This window comes from Variovorax davisae (assembly GCF_030316845.1).
Classification (GTDB): Bacteria; Pseudomonadota; Gammaproteobacteria; order Burkholderiales; family Burkholderiaceae_C; genus Variovorax; species Variovorax davisae.
The window spans coordinates 143,598-158,561 of sequence record NZ_JASZYS010000016.1 but is presented as its reverse complement, the minus strand read 5'-3'; the positions used below and the strand labels follow the sequence as shown (position 1 = coordinate 158,561).

Sequence of the window (14,964 nt, the reverse complement as noted above, 5' to 3'; positions counted from 1 at the left end):
GCGGGCTCCTCAGGCGTTGACCTTGAACGACTCGGCGTACTGCTTCGGGTTCTTGCCGTCCCAGACGACGCCGTCGAACAGCTTGCTGCTGCGCATCGTGTCCTTCGGCACCGGGGTCTTGGTGGCGGCGGCGGCCTGCTTGTAGATGTCGATCTGGTTGATCTGCGTCGCCACCTGCAGGTAGTCCGGGTGTTCCTTGAGCAGGCCCCAGCGCTTGTGCTGCGTGAGGAACCACATGCCGTCCGACAGGTACGGGAAGCTGACCGCGCCGTCGGCGTAGAACTTCATGTGGTTCGGGTCGTCCCAGTTCTTGCCGAGGCCGTTGGTGTAGCGGCCCAGGATGCGCTGGTTGATCGCGTCCACGCTGGTGTTGACGTAGCTCTTGTCGGCGATGGTCTCGGCCATCTTGTTCTTGTTCTGCAGGCCGGTGTCGATCCACTTGCCGGCCTCGAGGATCGCGGCGGTCACGGCGCGGGCGGTGTTCGGATACTTCTTCACGAAGTCGCCGGTGGTGCCGAGCACCTTCTCGGGGTGGTCCTTCCAGATGTCCTGGGTGGTGATCGCGGTGATGCCGATGCCGTCCATGATCGCGCGCTGGCCCCAGGGCTCGCCGACGCAGTAGCCGTCCATGTTGCCCACCCGCATGTTGGCCACCATCTGCGGCGGCGGCACGGTGATGACCTTGGCGTCCTTCAGCGGGTTGATGCCGTTGGCCGCCATCCAGTAGTACAGCCACATCGCGTGGGTGCCGGTGGGGAAGGTCTGGGCGAAGGTGTATTCCGCCTTCTCCTTGCCCATCACCTTGGCCAGCGAGGCGCCGTCGACCGCACCCTTGTCGGCCAGCTTCTTCGACAGCGTGATCGCCTGGCCGTTGTTGTTGAGGGTCATGAGCACCGCCATGTCCTTCTTCGGGCCGCCGATGCCCAGGTGGACGCCGTAGACCAGGCCGTACAGCACGTGGGCGAAGTCCAGCTCGCCGTTCACCAGCTTGTCGCGCACGCCGGCCCAGCTGGCCTCCTTGCTCGGCACGATCTTGACGCCGTACTTCCTGTCGATGCCGAGCACCGAGGCCATCACGACGCTGGCGCAGTCGGTCAGCGGGATGAAGCCGATCTTGACTTCTTCCTTCTCGGGCTTGTCCGAGCCCTGGGCCCAGACGGCGGCGCGCAGCGCGGGGTCGAGCCCGACCACGCCCGCGGCGGCGGCCTGCAGCACTCGGCGGCGACTCAGTGTGGGTTTCAGCGCATCGGTCATGGGTCGTACTCCGGGAAGTGAAAAACGGTTCGCAAAAACAAAAAAGGCGCCCTCACCACGCCCGGGCCGCTCGAAAACGAGCCCCTGCGGGATAAGGACGCCTTTGTCCGGTTCGGTGGCCGCACCCGCCGTTGGATGCCGCCTGCCTGAAGACCTTCGTCGGTCTATGGGCTGGGAGACAGCAAGCGGCGTGCCAAGGCTCGATCGCTATGAAAAGAGGAGCGTCGAGTCCCCGTCAACGCTTGCCAAGACGTGGATTCGGCAGGAACACCCGGGGCCAGGCCGCGCTTGTGCAGTGCACCATTGCGGGCCGGCGATGCACTCAGGACGCCTTGTCGGCGGGCAGGTACTCGGCCATCGCGAGCACCGATTCGGCGACCTCGACCAGGCGCCGGCCCTGGTTCATCGCGGTCTGGCGCAGCATTTTGTGGGCCTCCTCCTCGCGGATGCGGCGATGCGCCATCAGCAGTCCCTTGGCGCGCTCGACCAGCTTGCGCTCGTTGAGGGCGGCGCGCACGGTGTCGAGTTCGTCGCCCATCGCCTGCAGCCGGCGCGACTGCTCCTGCACCATGTCGAGGATCGAACGCTCGAGCTGCCGGCCGTAGGGCGCGCCGCTGGCCGGCGCGGCATCCGGCGTCGCCGGCGCGTCCAGAAAGAAATCCGCCGCCGCGCCGCGCTCGCCCTGCAGGCTGGCCAGCAGCGCCTCGTGGGCCTGCAGCTCGCCGCGGGCCTGCGTGGTCTTGTGCAGGCAAAGCTGGCGCAGGTCGGCCCCCAGCCGCTCCTCGACCGCCTGCATGGCGTCGATGCGGCGGGTGCAGCAGTCGAACCAGGCCTGGCTCAGCTCGCTGTCGAGCGCCACGCCGGCTGGCGCCGCGCAGGCGATGCGGCGCAGCCGCTCCAGTTCGGCCAGTTGGGCTGCCGCCTGGACCGCCCCCCAGAGCTCGGCCAGGGCGGGCGCAGCGAAGTCGGCGAACAGGGCGAAGCAATGCTCCTGCGAGGCGATCAGGTGCAGCCATTGCTGCTGGCGCGCGCCGTCGTTGCGGCCCGAGGCGAAGGCCGCGGCGCCGCAGGCCCGCTCCTGGCCCGCGAACTCCTTGCCCTGCATGAAGTTGAACAGCGCGACCAGGAGGCGCGAGATCTCCGGGTCGGTCGCGCCGTCGGCGGCCTCGAACACGACCGCGATCAGGCCCGCGATCAGCTTGCCGAAGGCGGCGGTCGACTGCGCGGCGTCGATGGCCAGCGCGCCGATGCGATGGCGCAGGCCGGGCAGGGCGTCCATCCCCGGCAGCACCCAGGCGATGCGGCTGAACAGCCGCGCCCCGTTGCCGATCCGGCCATCGGCGGCGTCGAGCTGGTCGAAGGCCAGGCGCACGGCCTGCTCCAGCCGCAGGCATTCGGCGATCTGGGCGTCGCGCTGGGCCGCGAAGCGCTGGCCGCGCGACGCCAGCAGCACGTTCGAGATGCCGCGCTCGCGCTGCAGGGCATGCACCAGCCGGCCGATCGTCGCCACCAGCGCGCTGGTGCGCGCGAGCTGCTCCAGCTCGTCGATTTCGCAGCGCAGCGCGCCGACCAGGAAGCTCAATCCGGATTTCATCGTGGTGTTCTCGAGGCCCGGAGGCCGTTCCAGGGGATTGCAGCAACATCCGTGCCCCGGAACAGGGCGCCGCCTACACTCGACGGATGCATGTACTGGGAATCGAATCCTCTTGCGATGAAACCGGCGTGGCGCTGGTCGAGACCGCGGACGGCGGCCTGCCGCGCCTGGCCGCGCACGCGCTGCACAGCCAGATCGCCATGCACCAGGCCTACGGCGGCGTGGTGCCCGAACTGGCGAGCCGCGACCACATCCGCCGGGTCCTGCCGCTGACCGAGGCGGTGTTCGAGGAGGCTGGCCGGCGCCTGTCCGACGTCGACGTCGTCGCCTACACCCGCGGCCCCGGACTGGCGGGTGCGCTGCTGGTCGGTGCCGGCGTGGCCTGCGCGCTCGGCGCGGCGCTCGACAAGCCGGTGCTCGGCGTGCACCACCTCGAAGGCCACCTGCTGTCGCCGTTCCTGAGCGCCGACCCGCCCGAATTCCCCTTCGTCGCGCTGCTGGTGTCGGGCGGCCACACGCAGCTGATGCGGGTCGACGGGGTCGGGCGCTACGCGCTGCTCGGCGAAACCATCGACGACGCCGCCGGCGAGGCCTTCGACAAGAGCGCCAAGCTGATGGGCCTGCCTTATCCCGGCGGCCCCTGGCTCGCCAAGCTGGCGGAGCAGGGCGATGCCGAGGCCTTCAAGCTGCCGCGCCCGCTGCTGCACAGCGGCAACCTGGACTTTTCCTTCGCCGGGCTGAAGACCGCGGTCCTGACCCAGGCCAAGAAGCTCGGCGACCAGCTGGAGGCCCGCAAGCCCGACCTGGCCGCCTCCACGCAGGCCGCGATCGTCGAGGTGTTGCTCAAGAAGTCATTGGCGGCGATCGCGCAGACCGGGCTCGACCGCTTCGTGGTCGCCGGCGGGGTGGGGGCCAACCGCCTGCTGCGCCAGCAGCTCGATGCCGCCTGCGCGCAGCGCGGCGTGCGCGTGCACTATCCGGAGCTGCACCTGTGCACCGACAACGGCGCGATGATCGCGATGGCGGCGGCGATGCGGCTGCAGGCCGGCGTCCAGGCGCCGACCGCGCACTACGCCTTCGACGTCAGGCCGCGATGGCCATTGGCGTCGCCTGCGGACGCCTGAACTCGCTGCGCGCCATCGACGGCAGCGGCAGCACGTCGAGCATCTTGCGCCACAGCTGCGACCATTGCGGCCAGTCGTGGCCGCCTTCGGTGGTGAAGACGTGGCCGGACGGCAGCGCATCGGCCAGCAGCTGGTGGTTGGAGGCAAAGCGATCGCTGAGCCCGTAGCCCAGGTACAGCGGCGGCAGCTGGGCGGCCTTCTGCGGCGAGGTGTACTGCTGCAGCCAGGGCCACAGCTTGCGGTCGACTTCCTCGTCTGGCGGCGGCCCCTCGGGCGCCTTCCAGGCCCGCAGGCCGCCGGCCTTGTGGATCTCGGCGCCGATCGGCCGCCGGCCCAGGTAGGGCGCCAGGGCGACGATGCCGTCGACCGCACCGGGCTTCGCCAGTTCGTGGATCAATGCGCCGAAGCCGCCGATCGAGATGCCCACCAGCCAGATCGACCGGTAGCCCAGCGCGCGCTGCGGCTGCAGCACGTCGTGGTGCAGCCGCTCGATGAAGGTCTGGTCGTAGTAGTAGGAGACGTCGGCGTCCACCAGCAGGGCGTCGGCCGCGAACTCGCGTTCCCGGACGGCGTGGACGAAGCCCTCGCGCTCGAACTCCTCGGGCTTCAGAAAAGCGCCGGGCAGGAAGACCAGCAGGGTATCGGCCCGGGCGTCGTTCTTGGCAAACTTCAAGTGCGTTTTCATGGCGCTTCGTCGGGCGCCCGCCACCTGCTGCCACCGCAGAACTCGAGGATTCGGACGCTAATTAAGAAGAAAGCATTGAAAAAGACGTCACAGAACGTGACGTATTTGGCACTTATTGTGAGCCAGATTTATGACAAGGCCAGCAACAGAAAGTTACTGACCTGTCCAGTCAGGGGTATTGCGCCCGGGCCGAACCGGGCGCATGCACCTGGAAATCAGTTGATCGCGAGCTGTGCGACGTTGCTCACCGGCACCAGCTTGCCGAGCTTCAGGCTCAGCACGCCGTTCTCGAGCTTGGCTTCGCTGGCGGCGACGTCGATGTCCTGGGGCAGCTCGTAGGCGGCCTTGATCTGGCGCTTGGCCTCGGTCTTGCTCTCGATGCGGACCACGGCGCCTTCGATGCCGATCGTCAGGTCGTCGCGCGACAGGCCGGGCACGTCGAGCGTGAGGGTCCAGGTCTTGTCGTCCTGCTCGACGTTGAGCGAGCGCTGCGCACCCGAGAAGGCCTGGTCGACGAAGCGCTCGAGGCTGCGGTCATAGGTGCGCGGAACGAAGCGGGCGGTGCGGACTGCGGGGGCGAAAAACATGATGAAGCTCCTGGGCTGAGTGATGACTTCCGGGACAAGAATGTGTGTCCCTTACACTGCGCGGCGTTCAACAAGACAAGTGCCGCATGCCATCGCATCTAGGCGCTGCCACAGGGGATTCAAGACAATGCCTTCCAACTTTATTTGGCGTCGACACGCCTTGAAATTGGCCGCTCTGGCGCTATGCGCGCCGGCCCTCCCGGCGACCCTGGCGCAATCGGCGCCGCCGATCCGGCTGGCCCTGATCGAAAGCATGAGCGGCCCATTCGCCAACACCGGGGAGGCCGTGTTCCGCAACCTGCTGTGGGCGGTCGAGCGGGTCAATGCCCGCGGCGGCGTCAAGCTGCCGGGCGGCGCCCGCATGCTGCAGCTCGACCGCTACGACAGCAAGGGCCAGAACGAGGAAGCCCTGTCTGCCCTGCGCGCCGCGATGGACGACGGCGCGCGCATCGTGCTGCAGGGCAATTCGTCGGCCACGGCGGCGGCGCTGATCGACGCCATCGACAAGAACAACGAGCGCGACCCGGCGCGGCGCGTGCTGTTCCTCAACTACTCGGCAGTCGATCCGGTGCTCACCAACGAGCGCTGCAGCTTCTGGCACTTCCGCTTCGACGCCCATGCCGACATGCGCGTCACCGCGCTGATGCAGGTGCTGCAGGACGACAAGGCGCTGCAGCGCGTCTACCTGATCGGCCAGGACTACAGCTTCGGCCAGTCGGTGCTGCGCGAATCGCGGCGCCAGCTCGCCGGCCTGCGGCCGGACGTCCAGATCGTCGGCGACGAACTGCATCCGATGGGCCGCGTGAAGGACTTCTCGCCGTATGCGACGAAGATCATGGCCAGCGGCGCGCAGGGCGTGATCACCGGCAACTGGGGCAACGACCTCACGCTGTTGGTCAAGGCGGCGCGCGAGGCCGGCTTCAACGGCAGCTTCTACACTTTCTACGGCAATGCGCTGGGCGCGCCGGCGGCCATCGGGGATGCCGGCATCGGGCGCGTGGTGGCGGTCGCCGATTGGCTGCCGAACGTGCAGACGCCGCAGAGCGAGGCCTTCTACCGTGACTTCCGCACCCGCTTCCCGAAGCCGTCGGACGACTACGTCCACATGCGCATGCAGCTGCTCGTCGAGGCGCTGGCGCAGGCCATCGAGCGGGCCGGCAGCGTCGACACCGTCGCCGTGGCGCGCGCCCTCGAAAAGGCCGACGTCACGCTGGCCGGCCAGCGCGGCCACATGCGCGCCGCGGACCACCAGTTCCAGCAGCAGCTGGTGGTCGGCGTCATGGACCGGCAGGGCGCGCCCGGCGTCAAGTTCGACGTCGAAGGCTCGGGCTACGGCTTCCGGGTCATCAAGACCATCCCCGCCAGCCGCGCGGAAATGCCCACCAGCTGCAAGATGCAGCGCCCCTGAATCCGAAAGACCCGCCATGCGCCAAGCCATTCACGACCTCGAAGCTTCCAAGATCCGCGAGGTGGCCAATGCCGGCCTCGGCCGCAGCGACGTGCTGGCCTTCTGGTTCGGCGAAAGCGACGAGGTCACGCCCGAGGTCATCCGCGAGGCCGCGATCGAGTCGCTGCAGCGCGGCGAGACCTTCTACGCCCACAACCTGGGCCTGCCCGAACTGCGCGAAGCCGTGGCGGCCTACATGAGCGGCCTGCATCCGAAGATCGAGGCCTCGCGCATCGCGATCACCTCGGGCGGCGTCAGCGCGCTGATGCTGGCGGTGCAGGCGCTGGTCGATGCCGGCGACGAGGTGGTGGCGGTCACGCCGGTGTGGCCCAACCTCACGGCGCAGCCCGCGATCCTGGGCGCGAAGGTGCGCTGCGTGCCGCTGGTGCCGAGGGCAGGGCAGTGGACCCTCGACCTCGACGCGCTGCGCGCGGCCGTCACGCCGGCCACCAAGCTGCTGATCGTCAATGCCCCGAACAATCCGACCGGCTGGACGCTGACGCGCGCCGAGCAGCAGGCGATCCTCGACCACTGCCGCGGCACGGGGACCTGGATCCTGGCCGACGAGGTCTACGAGCGGCTCTACTACGAGCCGACGCCCAACGGCTGCGCGCCCAGCTTCCTCGACATCGCGGGCGCCGACGACCGGTTGGTGGTCGCCCACAGCTTCAGCAAGAGCTTCCTGATGACCGGCTGGCGCCTCGGCTGGCTGGTGCTGCCGCCGGCCCTGATGGACGGCATGGGCAAGCTGATCGAGTTCAACACCTCTTGCGCCAGCGTCTTCACGCAGCGCGCCGGCATTGCCGCGCTGGCGCACGGCCCGGAGATCACGCCGAAGATCGTGGCCCACCTCAAGGCCTGCCGCGACACGCTGCTGCCCTTGCTGGCCGATGTGCCCGGCGTCAAGGTCGCGCCGGCCCGCGGCGGCATGTACGCCTTCTTCCAGCTCGAGGGCTTCGGCGATTCGCTCGAAGTCGCCAAGCGCCTGGTGGTCGAGGCCGGCCTGGGCCTGGCGCCCGGCAACGCCTTCGCCCCGGAAGCCCAGGGCTGGCTGCGCTGGTGTTTCGCCTCGAAGGACAAGCAACGGCTGGTGGAGGGGGTGGAGCGGCTCAAGCGCTGGCTGGCAGCGCAGCGCTGACCAAAAGGCCGGCGTAGCCAGGCCCCTTGGTGAAACACCGAGGAACCGGCTTTGCCGGGCCTCAGGTGTTGCGGCCGGTAGGGGGTGGGCGCCCGGACACGAAGTGCCGGACAACCTGGGGGCGAGCTCGGTATATAATCCCAAAGCTTTGCATGTCGCAATGCGCACGGTGGGTGCAGTTCCAGCGCCCATCGCAAGTCAAACATCCCGAAGAAATTTGAATCTCGGGATCGGAACGAAGGAAACACAATGATCGCAGCCTCCATCAAGGCCGAAGTCGTCAAGGACAACGCCCGCGCCGCCAACGACACCGGCAGCCCGGAAGTGCAAGTCGCACTGCTGACCGCCCGCATCAACGAGCTCACGCCTCACTTCAAGACGCACGCCAAGGACCACCACGGTCGCCGCGGCCTGCTGCGCATGGTGAGCCGCCGCCGCAAGCTGCTGGACTACCTCAAGTCCAAGGACGCCGACCGCTACACCGCGCTGATCGCCAAGCTGGGCCTGCGCAAGTAAGTCCAATTGCATGCAAAAACGCCTGGGTTAGTCCGCTAGCTCAGGCGTTTTTTACTTCGGAGCCGCCAAAACAGAGCGAAGCTGTGTCATTCCAGAGAGGTTCTCCCCGAGCTTCCCTGGAATGGCATCGTGTTCTGACAAGCGCTCCAGCCCCCGCGGGAGCCTGTGCCGTCACAGGTTGCGCCGCCATCCAAAACAGGAGCACACCATGAGCCTCTTCAACAAAGTCACCAAGTCCTTCCAGTGGGGCGGCAAGACCGTCGTCCTGTCGACCGGCGAAATCGCCCGCCAGGCCGGCGGCGCCGTGACCGTGGACATCGAGGGCACCGTCGTGCTCGCCACCGTCGTGGCCTCCAAGTCGGCCAAGCCCGGCCAGGACTTCTTCCCGCTGACCGTCGACTACATCGAGAAGACCTACGCCGCCGGCAAGATCCCCGGCAGCTTCTTCAAGCGCGAAGCCAAGCCCAGCGAACATGAAACGCTGACCAGCCGCCTGATCGACCGCCCGATCCGTCCGCTGTTCCCCGAAGGCTTCCTGAACGAAGTGCACGTGGTCATCCACACGCTGTCGCTCAACCCCGAAGTCGACGCCGACATCGCCGCCATGATCGGCGTCAGCGCCGCGCTGTCGATCTCCGGCATTCCGTTCAGCGGCCCGATCGGCGCCGCCCGCGTGGGCTACATCAACGGCCAGTACGTGCTGAACCCGGGCCAGACCGCCCGCAAGGATTCGCAGATGGACCTGGTCGTCGCCGGCACCGAAGCCGCCGTGCTGATGGTCGAGTCCGAAGCCCTGCAGCTGAGCGAAGAGATCATGCTCGGCGGCGTGGTGTTCGGCCATGAGCAGGCCAACATCGCGATCAACGCGATCCACGAATTGGTGCGCGACGCCGGCAAGCCCGTGTGGGACTGGCAGCCGCCGGCCGAGGACGAAGCCTTCGTCGCCAAGGTCAAGGGCCTGGCCGAAGAAAAGCTGCGCGCGGTCTACCAGATCCGCAGCAAGCAGGCCCGTACGCAAGCCCTGCGCGAAGCCAACGCCAGCGTGATGGCGTCGCTCAAGGAAAGCGGCGAGCCCTTCGACGCCGGCAAGGTCAACGACCTGCTGTTCGCGATCGAATCGAAGATCGTTCGCAGCCAGATCCTGGCGGGCGAGCCCCGCATCGACGGCCGCGACACCCGCACCGTGCGCCCGATCGAGATCCGCAACGGCGTGCTGCCGCGCACCCACGGCTCGGCGCTGTTCACGCGTGGCGAGACCCAGGCGCTGGTCATCACCACGCTCGGCACCGAGCGCGACGCGCAGCGCATCGACGCGCTGATGGGCGAGTACGAAGACCGCTTCCTGTTCCACTACAACATGCCTCCGTTCGCCACCGGCGAAGTCGGCCGCATGGGCTCGACCAAGCGCCGCGAGATCGGCCACGGCCGCCTGGCCAAGCGCGCGCTGGTCGCAGTGCTGCCGAACAAGGAAGAGTTCCCCTACACGATCCGCGTGGTCTCGGAAATCACCGAGTCGAACGGCTCCTCGTCGATGGCTTCGGTCTGCGGCGGCTGCCTGTCGATGATGGACGCCGGCGTGCCGATGAAGGCCCACGTGGCCGGCATCGCCATGGGCCTGATCAAGGAAGACAACCGCTTCGCCGTGCTGACCGACATCCTGGGCGACGAAGATCACCTGGGCGACATGGACTTCAAGGTGGCCGGCACGACCAACGGCATCACCGCGCTGCAGATGGACATCAAGATCCAGGGCATCACCAAGGAAATCATGCAGGTCGCCCTGGCCCAGGCCAAGGAAGCGCGCATGCACATCCTCGGCAAGATGCAGGAAGCCATGGGCGAGGCCAAGGCCGAGGTGTCGACCTTCGCGCCGCGCTTGACCACGCTCAAGATCAACCCCGAGAAGATCCGCGACGTGATCGGCAAGGGCGGCTCGGTGATCCGCGGCCTGCAGGAAGAAACCGGCACCACGATCAACATCGACGAAGACGGCACCATCACCATCGCGTCGACCGACCCGGAAAAGGCCGAGGCCGCCAAGAAGCGCATCGAGCAGATCACCGCCGAAGTCGAAATCGGCAAGGTCTACGAAGGCCCGGTCACCAAGATCCTGGACTTCGGCGCGCTGATCAACCTGCTGCCCGGCAAGGACGGCCTGCTGCACATCAGCCAGATCGCGCACGAGCGCGTCGAGAAGGTGACCGACTACCTGAGCGAAGGCCAGATCGTCAAGGTCAAGGTGCTCGAGACCGACGAGAAGGGCCGCGTCAAGCTGTCCATGAAGGCACTGACGGAGCGTCCGGCCGGCATGGAATTCAGCGAGCGCCCGCCGCGTGAAGACCGCGGTGACCGCGGCGATCGCGGCGATCGCGGCGGCGAGCGCCGCGACCGTGGCGATCGCGGCGACCGTCCGCCGCGCGCCGAGCGCGCACCGCGCTTCGAGAACGCCGAGCGTGGCGGCGAGCAGCCGGTGGAGCAGGTGGCCGCCGAGCAGCAGCCGGCGCAGGAACCGAACCGCGGCGGCGACCACCAGGCCTGACGGGCGGCGATGGCGGCAACGCCATCGCACCCTGGGCATGCGCGCCGCCCGCGTCCTCGCGCGGCGGCCGCTACTCGGAAAAAGACCATGAAAGCCATTGAGATCACATCGTTCGGCGCCCCCGAGGTGCTGCGCGTGGTGGAACGTCCTGCGCCGATTGCCGGCGCGGGCGAATTGCTGATCCGCGTGGCCGCGAGCGGTGTCAACCGCCCCGACGTGCTGCAGCGGACCGGCAACTACCCGGTGCCGCCGGGCGCCTCCGACCTGCCGGGCCTCGAGGTCGCGGGCGAGATCGTCGCCGGCGACGACAAGGCGCTGGCCGAGGCCGGCTTCAAGATCGGCGACCACGTCTGCGCGCTGGTCGCCGGCGGTGGCTACGCCGAACTGTGCGTGGCACCGGTGGCCCAGTGCCTGCCGGTGCCCAAGGGCTGGAGCGACGTCGAGGCGGCCACGCTGCCCGAGACCTTCTTCACCGTCTGGAGCAACGTCTTCGAGCGCGGCCGCCTGCAGAAGGGCGAGATCCTGCTGATCCAGGGCGGCACCAGCGGCATCGGCGTCACGGCCATTCAACTCGGCAAGGCGCTCGGCGCCACCGTGATCGCGACCGCCGGCAGCGACGACAAGTGCGAGGCCTGCCTGAAGCTGGGCGCCGACCACGCAATCAACTACAAGACGGCCGATTTCGCCGAGGAGGCCAAGCGCCTCACCGGCGGCAAGGGCGTCGACGTGATCCTCGACATGGTGGCCGGCGGCTACGTGGCGCGCGAGATCGACTGCCTGGCCGAGGACGGCCGGCTGGTGATCATCGCGGTGCAGGGCGGCGTCAAGGGCGAGATCAACGCCGGCCTGGTGCTGCGCCGCCGACTGACCATCACCGGCTCGACCCTGCGGCCGCGCCCGGTCGCCTTCAAGGGCGCGATCGCCAAGGCGCTGCGCGAGCGCGTCTGGCCGCTGCTCGAGAGCGGCGCGGTCAAGCCGATCATCCACAGCCGCTTCGCCGCGGCCGGGGAGCCCAGCGGCGCCGCGCAGGCCCACGTCCTGATGGAATCGAATCAGCACATCGGCAAGATCGTGCTGACCTGGTGAACAACACAGACATGACGACCAAGAAGAATCTGATCGCGGGCAACTGGAAGATGAACGGCAGCCTGGCTGCCAACGAGGCGCTCGTGAAGGCCTTGCTGGCCGGCGTGGGAGCGCCCGCGTGCGACGTCGCGGTCTGCGTGCCGGCACCGTACTTCGCGCAGCTGCAGTCGCTGGTGGCGGGGTCGCCGGTCGCGCTCGGCGCACAGGATGTCTCGGCCCAGCCGCAAGGCGCCTTCACGGGCGAGCAGTCGGCGGCGATGCTCAAGGACTTCGGCGTGCGCTACGCGATCGTCGGCCATTCCGAGCGGCGCCAGTACCACGGCGAGACCGATGAACTGGTGGCGGCCAAGACCGCCGCTGCGCTGGCCAACGGCATCACGCCGATCGTCTGCGTCGGCGAGACGCTGGCCGAGCGGGACTCTGGGCGCACCGAAGAGGTCGTCAAGCGCCAGCTGGCCGCCGTGATCCACGTCAATGGCCATTGCATCAGCGAGATCGTGGTGGCCTACGAGCCGGTCTGGGCCATCGGCACCGGCAAGACAGCCACGCCCGCGCAGGCGCAGGCCGTGCACGCGGTGCTGCGCGCCCAGCTGCACCATGCGGCAAGCGAGCACGCCGCCGGCATCCGCATCCTCTACGGCGGCAGCATGAACGCGGCCAATGCCGCCGAGTTGCTGGCCGAAGCCGACATCGACGGCGGCCTCATCGGCGGCGCGTCCCTGAAGGCGCCCGATTTCCTGCAGATCATTGCAGCGGCCCGCTGAACGCGCGCCTCGAAGACAAATTTAGGAGTTAGATCGAATGAACGTGGTCCTCAATATCCTGGTGGGCGTGCAGATGCTCACCGCGCTCGCGATGATCGGGCTGATCCTGGTGCAGCACGGCAAGGGCGCCGACATGGGCGCCGCCTTCGGCAGCGGCAGCGCCGGCAGCCTGTTCGGGGCCAGCGGCAGTGCGAACTTCCTGTCGCGCACCACGGCGGTGCTGGCTGCCGTGTTCTTTGCGTGCACCTTGCTGCTGGCCTACTTCGGCCATGCCCGCCCCGCGGGCGGCGGCAGCCTGCTCGAGCGCGCGGCGATCGGCGCGCCGGTGGCTCCGGCCCCGGCCCCGGCGCCTGTGGAATCGGCAGCCCAGATCCCGGCCGGCAGCGCCGCGCCGGCACCGGCGGCTCCGGCCTCGGCACCGGCTGCGCCCGCGGCCGGCGCGGGGCAGATCCCGGCCAAGTGATACAAGTGGAGATCTCTTCGCTCGTCGAGTGAAAAGAGCCGTTTTTCAGGGTAAACTCTAAAGCTGCACCGGAAAGCCAAAACCTCACAAGGTTCCTCATGCCATCCGGGCAAGCAAAAACCGCGGTCGTGGTGAAATTGGTAGACACGCTATCTTGAGGGGGTAGTGGCGAAAGCTGTGCGAGTTCGAGTCTCGCCGACCGCACCAAATATCACCGGCAGGAATATTGCTTTCTGCCGGTGGCAAGCGGTGATAGAACCCCCTGATGAACCTCGATTCCTACCTCCCCGTCCTGTTGTTCATCCTGGTCGGCGTCGGAGTCGGCGTTGCCCCTCAGGTTCTGGGTTACATCCTCGGTCCCAACCGGCCCGACGCAGCAAAGAATTCCCCTTACGAGTGCGGCTTCGAAGCCTTCGAAGATGCGCGCATGAAGTTTGACGTCCGGTACTACCTGGTCGCCATCCTCTTCATTCTTTTCGACCTCGAAATCGCTTTTCTCTTTCCTTGGGCCATCGCGCTCAAGGAGGTCGGTGCCGTCGGCTTCTGGGCCATGATGATTTTCCTGGCCATCCTCGTCGTGGGCTTCGCCTACGAGTGGAAAAAGGGCGCACTCGACTGGGAATGACAAGGAATCCGCAAAATGGCCATTGAAGGCGTCATGAAGGAAGGCTTCGTCACCACCACCTACGACTCGGTGGTGAACTGGGCCAAGACCGGATCACTGTGGCCCATGACCTTCGGTCTGGCCTGCTGTGCCGTGGAGATGATGCACGCGGGCGCCGCCCGCTACGACATCGACCGCTTCGGCATGCTGTTCCGCCCCAGCCCGCGCCAGTCCGATCTGATGATCGTGGCCGGCACGCTGTGCAACAAGATGGCGCCGGCGCTGCGCAAGGTCTACGACCAGATGCCCGAGCCGCGCTGGGTGCTCTCGATGGGCTCCTGTGCCAACGGCGGCGGCTACTACCACTACAGCTATTCGGTCGTGCGCGGCTGCGACCGCATCGTGCCGGTCGACGTCTACGTGCCGGGCTGCCCGCCGACCGCCGAGGCGCTTCTGTACGGGGTGATCCAGCTCCAGCAGAAGATCCGCCGCACCAACACGATCGCGCGCGCCTGAAGAGCGAGAGACATGACCGACTTTGCCATTTCTCCCGAGGCGCTGCAGACCCAGATCACCGAAACACTTGGCTCCAAGGCGAAGAGCGTCGTGCTCGCGCTGGGCGAGGTGACGGTGGTGGTGGGTGCCGCCGACTACCTCGAAGCCGCCACCTTGCTGCGTGACGCGCCGGGCTGCCGCTTCGAGCAGTTGATCGATCTTTGCGGCATGGATTACTCCGACTACCGCGAAGGCGAGTGGGAAGGCGAGCGCTTCGGCGTCGTCTCGCACCTGCTGTCGGTGAGCCTCAACCAGCGCGTGCGCCTCAAGGTGTTCGTGCCGAACGAAGACCTGCCGGTCGTCGATTCGCTGACCCCCGTCTGGAACGCGGCCGGCTGGTTCGAGCGCGAAGCCTTCGACCTCTACGGCATCGTGTTCGAAGGGCACGACGACCTGCGCCGCATCCTGACCGACTACGGCTTCATCGGCCACCCGTTCCGCAAGGACTTCCCGGTGTCGGGCCATGTCGAGATGCGCTATGACGCGGAACAGAAGCGCGTGATCTACCAGCCGGTCTCGATCGAGCCGCGCGAGATCACGCCGCGCGTGATCCGCGAAGACAACTACGGTGGTGGACTGCATTAATGAGCCCCCACGTTCATCATTTC

15 protein-coding genes and 1 tRNA gene are annotated in these 14,964 nt (G+C 67.6%); 12 read left to right on the top strand and 4 right to left on the bottom strand.

All coding sequences use genetic code 11. The features are described from left to right. Positions 1-9: 9 nt before the first annotated feature. Together QTI33_RS29315 and QTI33_RS29310 are read right to left on the bottom strand one after the other, a co-directional pair. Complete coding sequence (locus QTI33_RS29315) at positions 10-1,254, bottom strand: CmpA/NrtA family ABC transporter substrate-binding protein (RefSeq protein WP_286509995.1); 1,245 nt, start codon at positions 1,252-1,254, stop codon at positions 10-12. Positions 1,255-1,576: 322 nt separating this feature from the next. Then, complete coding sequence (locus QTI33_RS29310; protein ID WP_286509993.1) at positions 1,577-2,848, bottom strand: nitrate regulatory protein; 1,272 nt, start codon at positions 2,846-2,848, stop codon at positions 1,577-1,579. Between the two features lie 86 nt (positions 2,849-2,934). Between QTI33_RS29310 and tsaD the strand changes: the two genes are divergently transcribed. Next, positions 2,935-3,972 carry a tRNA (adenosine(37)-N6)-threonylcarbamoyltransferase complex transferase subunit TsaD gene (gene tsaD / locus QTI33_RS29305; RefSeq protein WP_286509992.1) on the top strand — a complete coding sequence of 346 codons (1,038 nt, stop codon included), beginning with the start codon at positions 2,935-2,937 and terminating at the stop codon, positions 3,970-3,972. On the opposite strand, the gene QTI33_RS29300 is transcribed toward tsaD, so the two are convergent. Then, on the bottom strand, positions 3,932-4,657 hold the full coding sequence (locus QTI33_RS29300) for an alpha/beta hydrolase (protein ID WP_286509991.1): 726 nt from the start codon (positions 4,655-4,657) through the stop codon (positions 3,932-3,934). The two genes, tsaD and QTI33_RS29300, sit on opposite strands and share 41 nt — an antisense overlap. Positions 4,658-4,872: 215 nt before the next feature. Beyond that, a complete protein-coding gene (locus tag QTI33_RS29295; protein WP_286509989.1) occupies positions 4,873-5,244 on the bottom strand; it encodes an Hsp20/alpha crystallin family protein in 372 nt (123 codons plus the stop codon). Positions 5,245-5,371: 127 nt separating this feature from the next. Between QTI33_RS29295 and QTI33_RS29290 the strand changes: the two genes are divergently transcribed. The 11 genes from QTI33_RS29290 (at position 5,372) to QTI33_RS29240 (ending at position 14,941) form a co-directional block, all read left to right on the top strand. Beyond that, positions 5,372-6,652: a branched-chain amino acid ABC transporter substrate-binding protein gene (locus tag QTI33_RS29290; RefSeq protein ID WP_286509988.1), complete on the top strand. Its 1,281-nt coding sequence runs from the start codon at positions 5,372-5,374 to the stop codon at positions 6,650-6,652. Between the two features lie 16 nt (positions 6,653-6,668). Further along, the gene (locus QTI33_RS29285; protein ID WP_286509987.1) at positions 6,669-7,829 is read left to right on the top strand and encodes a pyridoxal phosphate-dependent aminotransferase; all 1,161 of its coding nucleotides are present in this window, start codon (positions 6,669-6,671) and stop codon (positions 7,827-7,829) included. Positions 7,830-8,078: 249 nt separating this feature from the next. Continuing rightward, positions 8,079-8,345 (top strand): 30S ribosomal protein S15, encoded by a 267-nt coding sequence (rpsO, locus tag QTI33_RS29280; RefSeq protein ID WP_007837783.1) that lies wholly within the window; start codon positions 8,079-8,081, stop codon positions 8,343-8,345. Positions 8,346-8,553: 208 nt separating this feature from the next. Continuing rightward, on the top strand, positions 8,554-10,884 hold the full coding sequence (gene pnp / locus QTI33_RS29275) for a polyribonucleotide nucleotidyltransferase (protein ID WP_286509985.1): 2,331 nt from the start codon (positions 8,554-8,556) through the stop codon (positions 10,882-10,884). A gap of 87 nt (positions 10,885-10,971) precedes the next feature. Continuing rightward, on the top strand, positions 10,972-11,970 hold the full coding sequence (locus QTI33_RS29270; RefSeq protein WP_286509983.1) for an NAD(P)H-quinone oxidoreductase: 999 nt from the start codon (positions 10,972-10,974) through the stop codon (positions 11,968-11,970). An 11-nt stretch (positions 11,971-11,981) separates the two neighbouring features. Beyond that, positions 11,982-12,734, top strand: coding sequence for a triose-phosphate isomerase (gene tpiA / locus QTI33_RS29265; RefSeq protein ID WP_286510035.1), 753 nt, complete (start codon positions 11,982-11,984; stop codon positions 12,732-12,734). Between the two features lie 37 nt (positions 12,735-12,771). After that, on the top strand, positions 12,772-13,197 hold the full coding sequence (secG, locus tag QTI33_RS29260) for a preprotein translocase subunit SecG (RefSeq protein WP_286509982.1): 426 nt from the start codon (positions 12,772-12,774) through the stop codon (positions 13,195-13,197). A gap of 122 nt (positions 13,198-13,319) precedes the next feature. Next, positions 13,320-13,404 (top strand) — tRNA-Leu (locus QTI33_RS29255). A gap of 58 nt (positions 13,405-13,462) precedes the next feature. Continuing rightward, entirely contained in the window at positions 13,463-13,822 is a 360-nt protein-coding gene (locus QTI33_RS29250) for an NADH-quinone oxidoreductase subunit A (RefSeq protein ID WP_286509980.1), read from the top strand. A gap of 15 nt (positions 13,823-13,837) precedes the next feature. Beyond that, positions 13,838-14,317 (top strand): NuoB/complex I 20 kDa subunit family protein, encoded by a 480-nt coding sequence (locus tag QTI33_RS29245; protein ID WP_012748606.1) that lies wholly within the window; start codon positions 13,838-13,840, stop codon positions 14,315-14,317. Between the two features lie 12 nt (positions 14,318-14,329). Further along, complete coding sequence (locus QTI33_RS29240) at positions 14,330-14,941, top strand: NADH-quinone oxidoreductase subunit C (RefSeq protein ID WP_286509979.1); 612 nt, start codon at positions 14,330-14,332, stop codon at positions 14,939-14,941. Positions 14,942-14,964 lie beyond the last annotated feature (23 nt).

Excerpts from the sequence above, each read along its gene's own strand:
- QTI33_RS29315 (WP_286509995.1), bottom strand. The coding sequence starts at position 1,254 with ATGACCGATGCGCTGAAACCCACACTGAGTCGCCGCCGAGTGCTGCAG.
- QTI33_RS29310 (WP_286509993.1), bottom strand. The coding sequence starts at position 2,848 with ATGAAATCCGGATTGAGCTTCCTGGTCGGCGCGCTGCGCTGCGAAATC.
- tsaD (WP_286509992.1), top strand. The coding sequence starts at position 2,935 with ATGCATGTACTGGGAATCGAATCCTCTTGCGATGAAACCGGCGTGGCG.
- QTI33_RS29300 (WP_286509991.1), bottom strand. The coding sequence starts at position 4,657 with ATGAAAACGCACTTGAAGTTTGCCAAGAACGACGCCCGGGCCGATACC.
- QTI33_RS29295 (WP_286509989.1), bottom strand. The coding sequence starts at position 5,244 with ATGTTTTTCGCCCCCGCAGTCCGCACCGCCCGCTTCGTTCCGCGCACC.
- QTI33_RS29290 (WP_286509988.1), top strand. The coding sequence starts at position 5,372 with ATGCCTTCCAACTTTATTTGGCGTCGACACGCCTTGAAATTGGCCGCT.
- QTI33_RS29285 (WP_286509987.1), top strand. The coding sequence starts at position 6,669 with ATGCGCCAAGCCATTCACGACCTCGAAGCTTCCAAGATCCGCGAGGTG.
- rpsO (WP_007837783.1), top strand. The coding sequence starts at position 8,079 with ATGATCGCAGCCTCCATCAAGGCCGAAGTCGTCAAGGACAACGCCCGC.
- pnp (WP_286509985.1), top strand. The coding sequence starts at position 8,554 with ATGAGCCTCTTCAACAAAGTCACCAAGTCCTTCCAGTGGGGCGGCAAG.
- QTI33_RS29270 (WP_286509983.1), top strand. The coding sequence starts at position 10,972 with ATGAAAGCCATTGAGATCACATCGTTCGGCGCCCCCGAGGTGCTGCGC.
- tpiA (WP_286510035.1), top strand. The coding sequence starts at position 11,982 with ATGACGACCAAGAAGAATCTGATCGCGGGCAACTGGAAGATGAACGGC.
- secG (WP_286509982.1), top strand. The coding sequence starts at position 12,772 with ATGAACGTGGTCCTCAATATCCTGGTGGGCGTGCAGATGCTCACCGCG.
- QTI33_RS29250 (WP_286509980.1), top strand. The coding sequence starts at position 13,463 with ATGAACCTCGATTCCTACCTCCCCGTCCTGTTGTTCATCCTGGTCGGC.
- QTI33_RS29245 (WP_012748606.1), top strand. The coding sequence starts at position 13,838 with ATGGCCATTGAAGGCGTCATGAAGGAAGGCTTCGTCACCACCACCTAC.
- QTI33_RS29240 (WP_286509979.1), top strand. The coding sequence starts at position 14,330 with ATGACCGACTTTGCCATTTCTCCCGAGGCGCTGCAGACCCAGATCACC.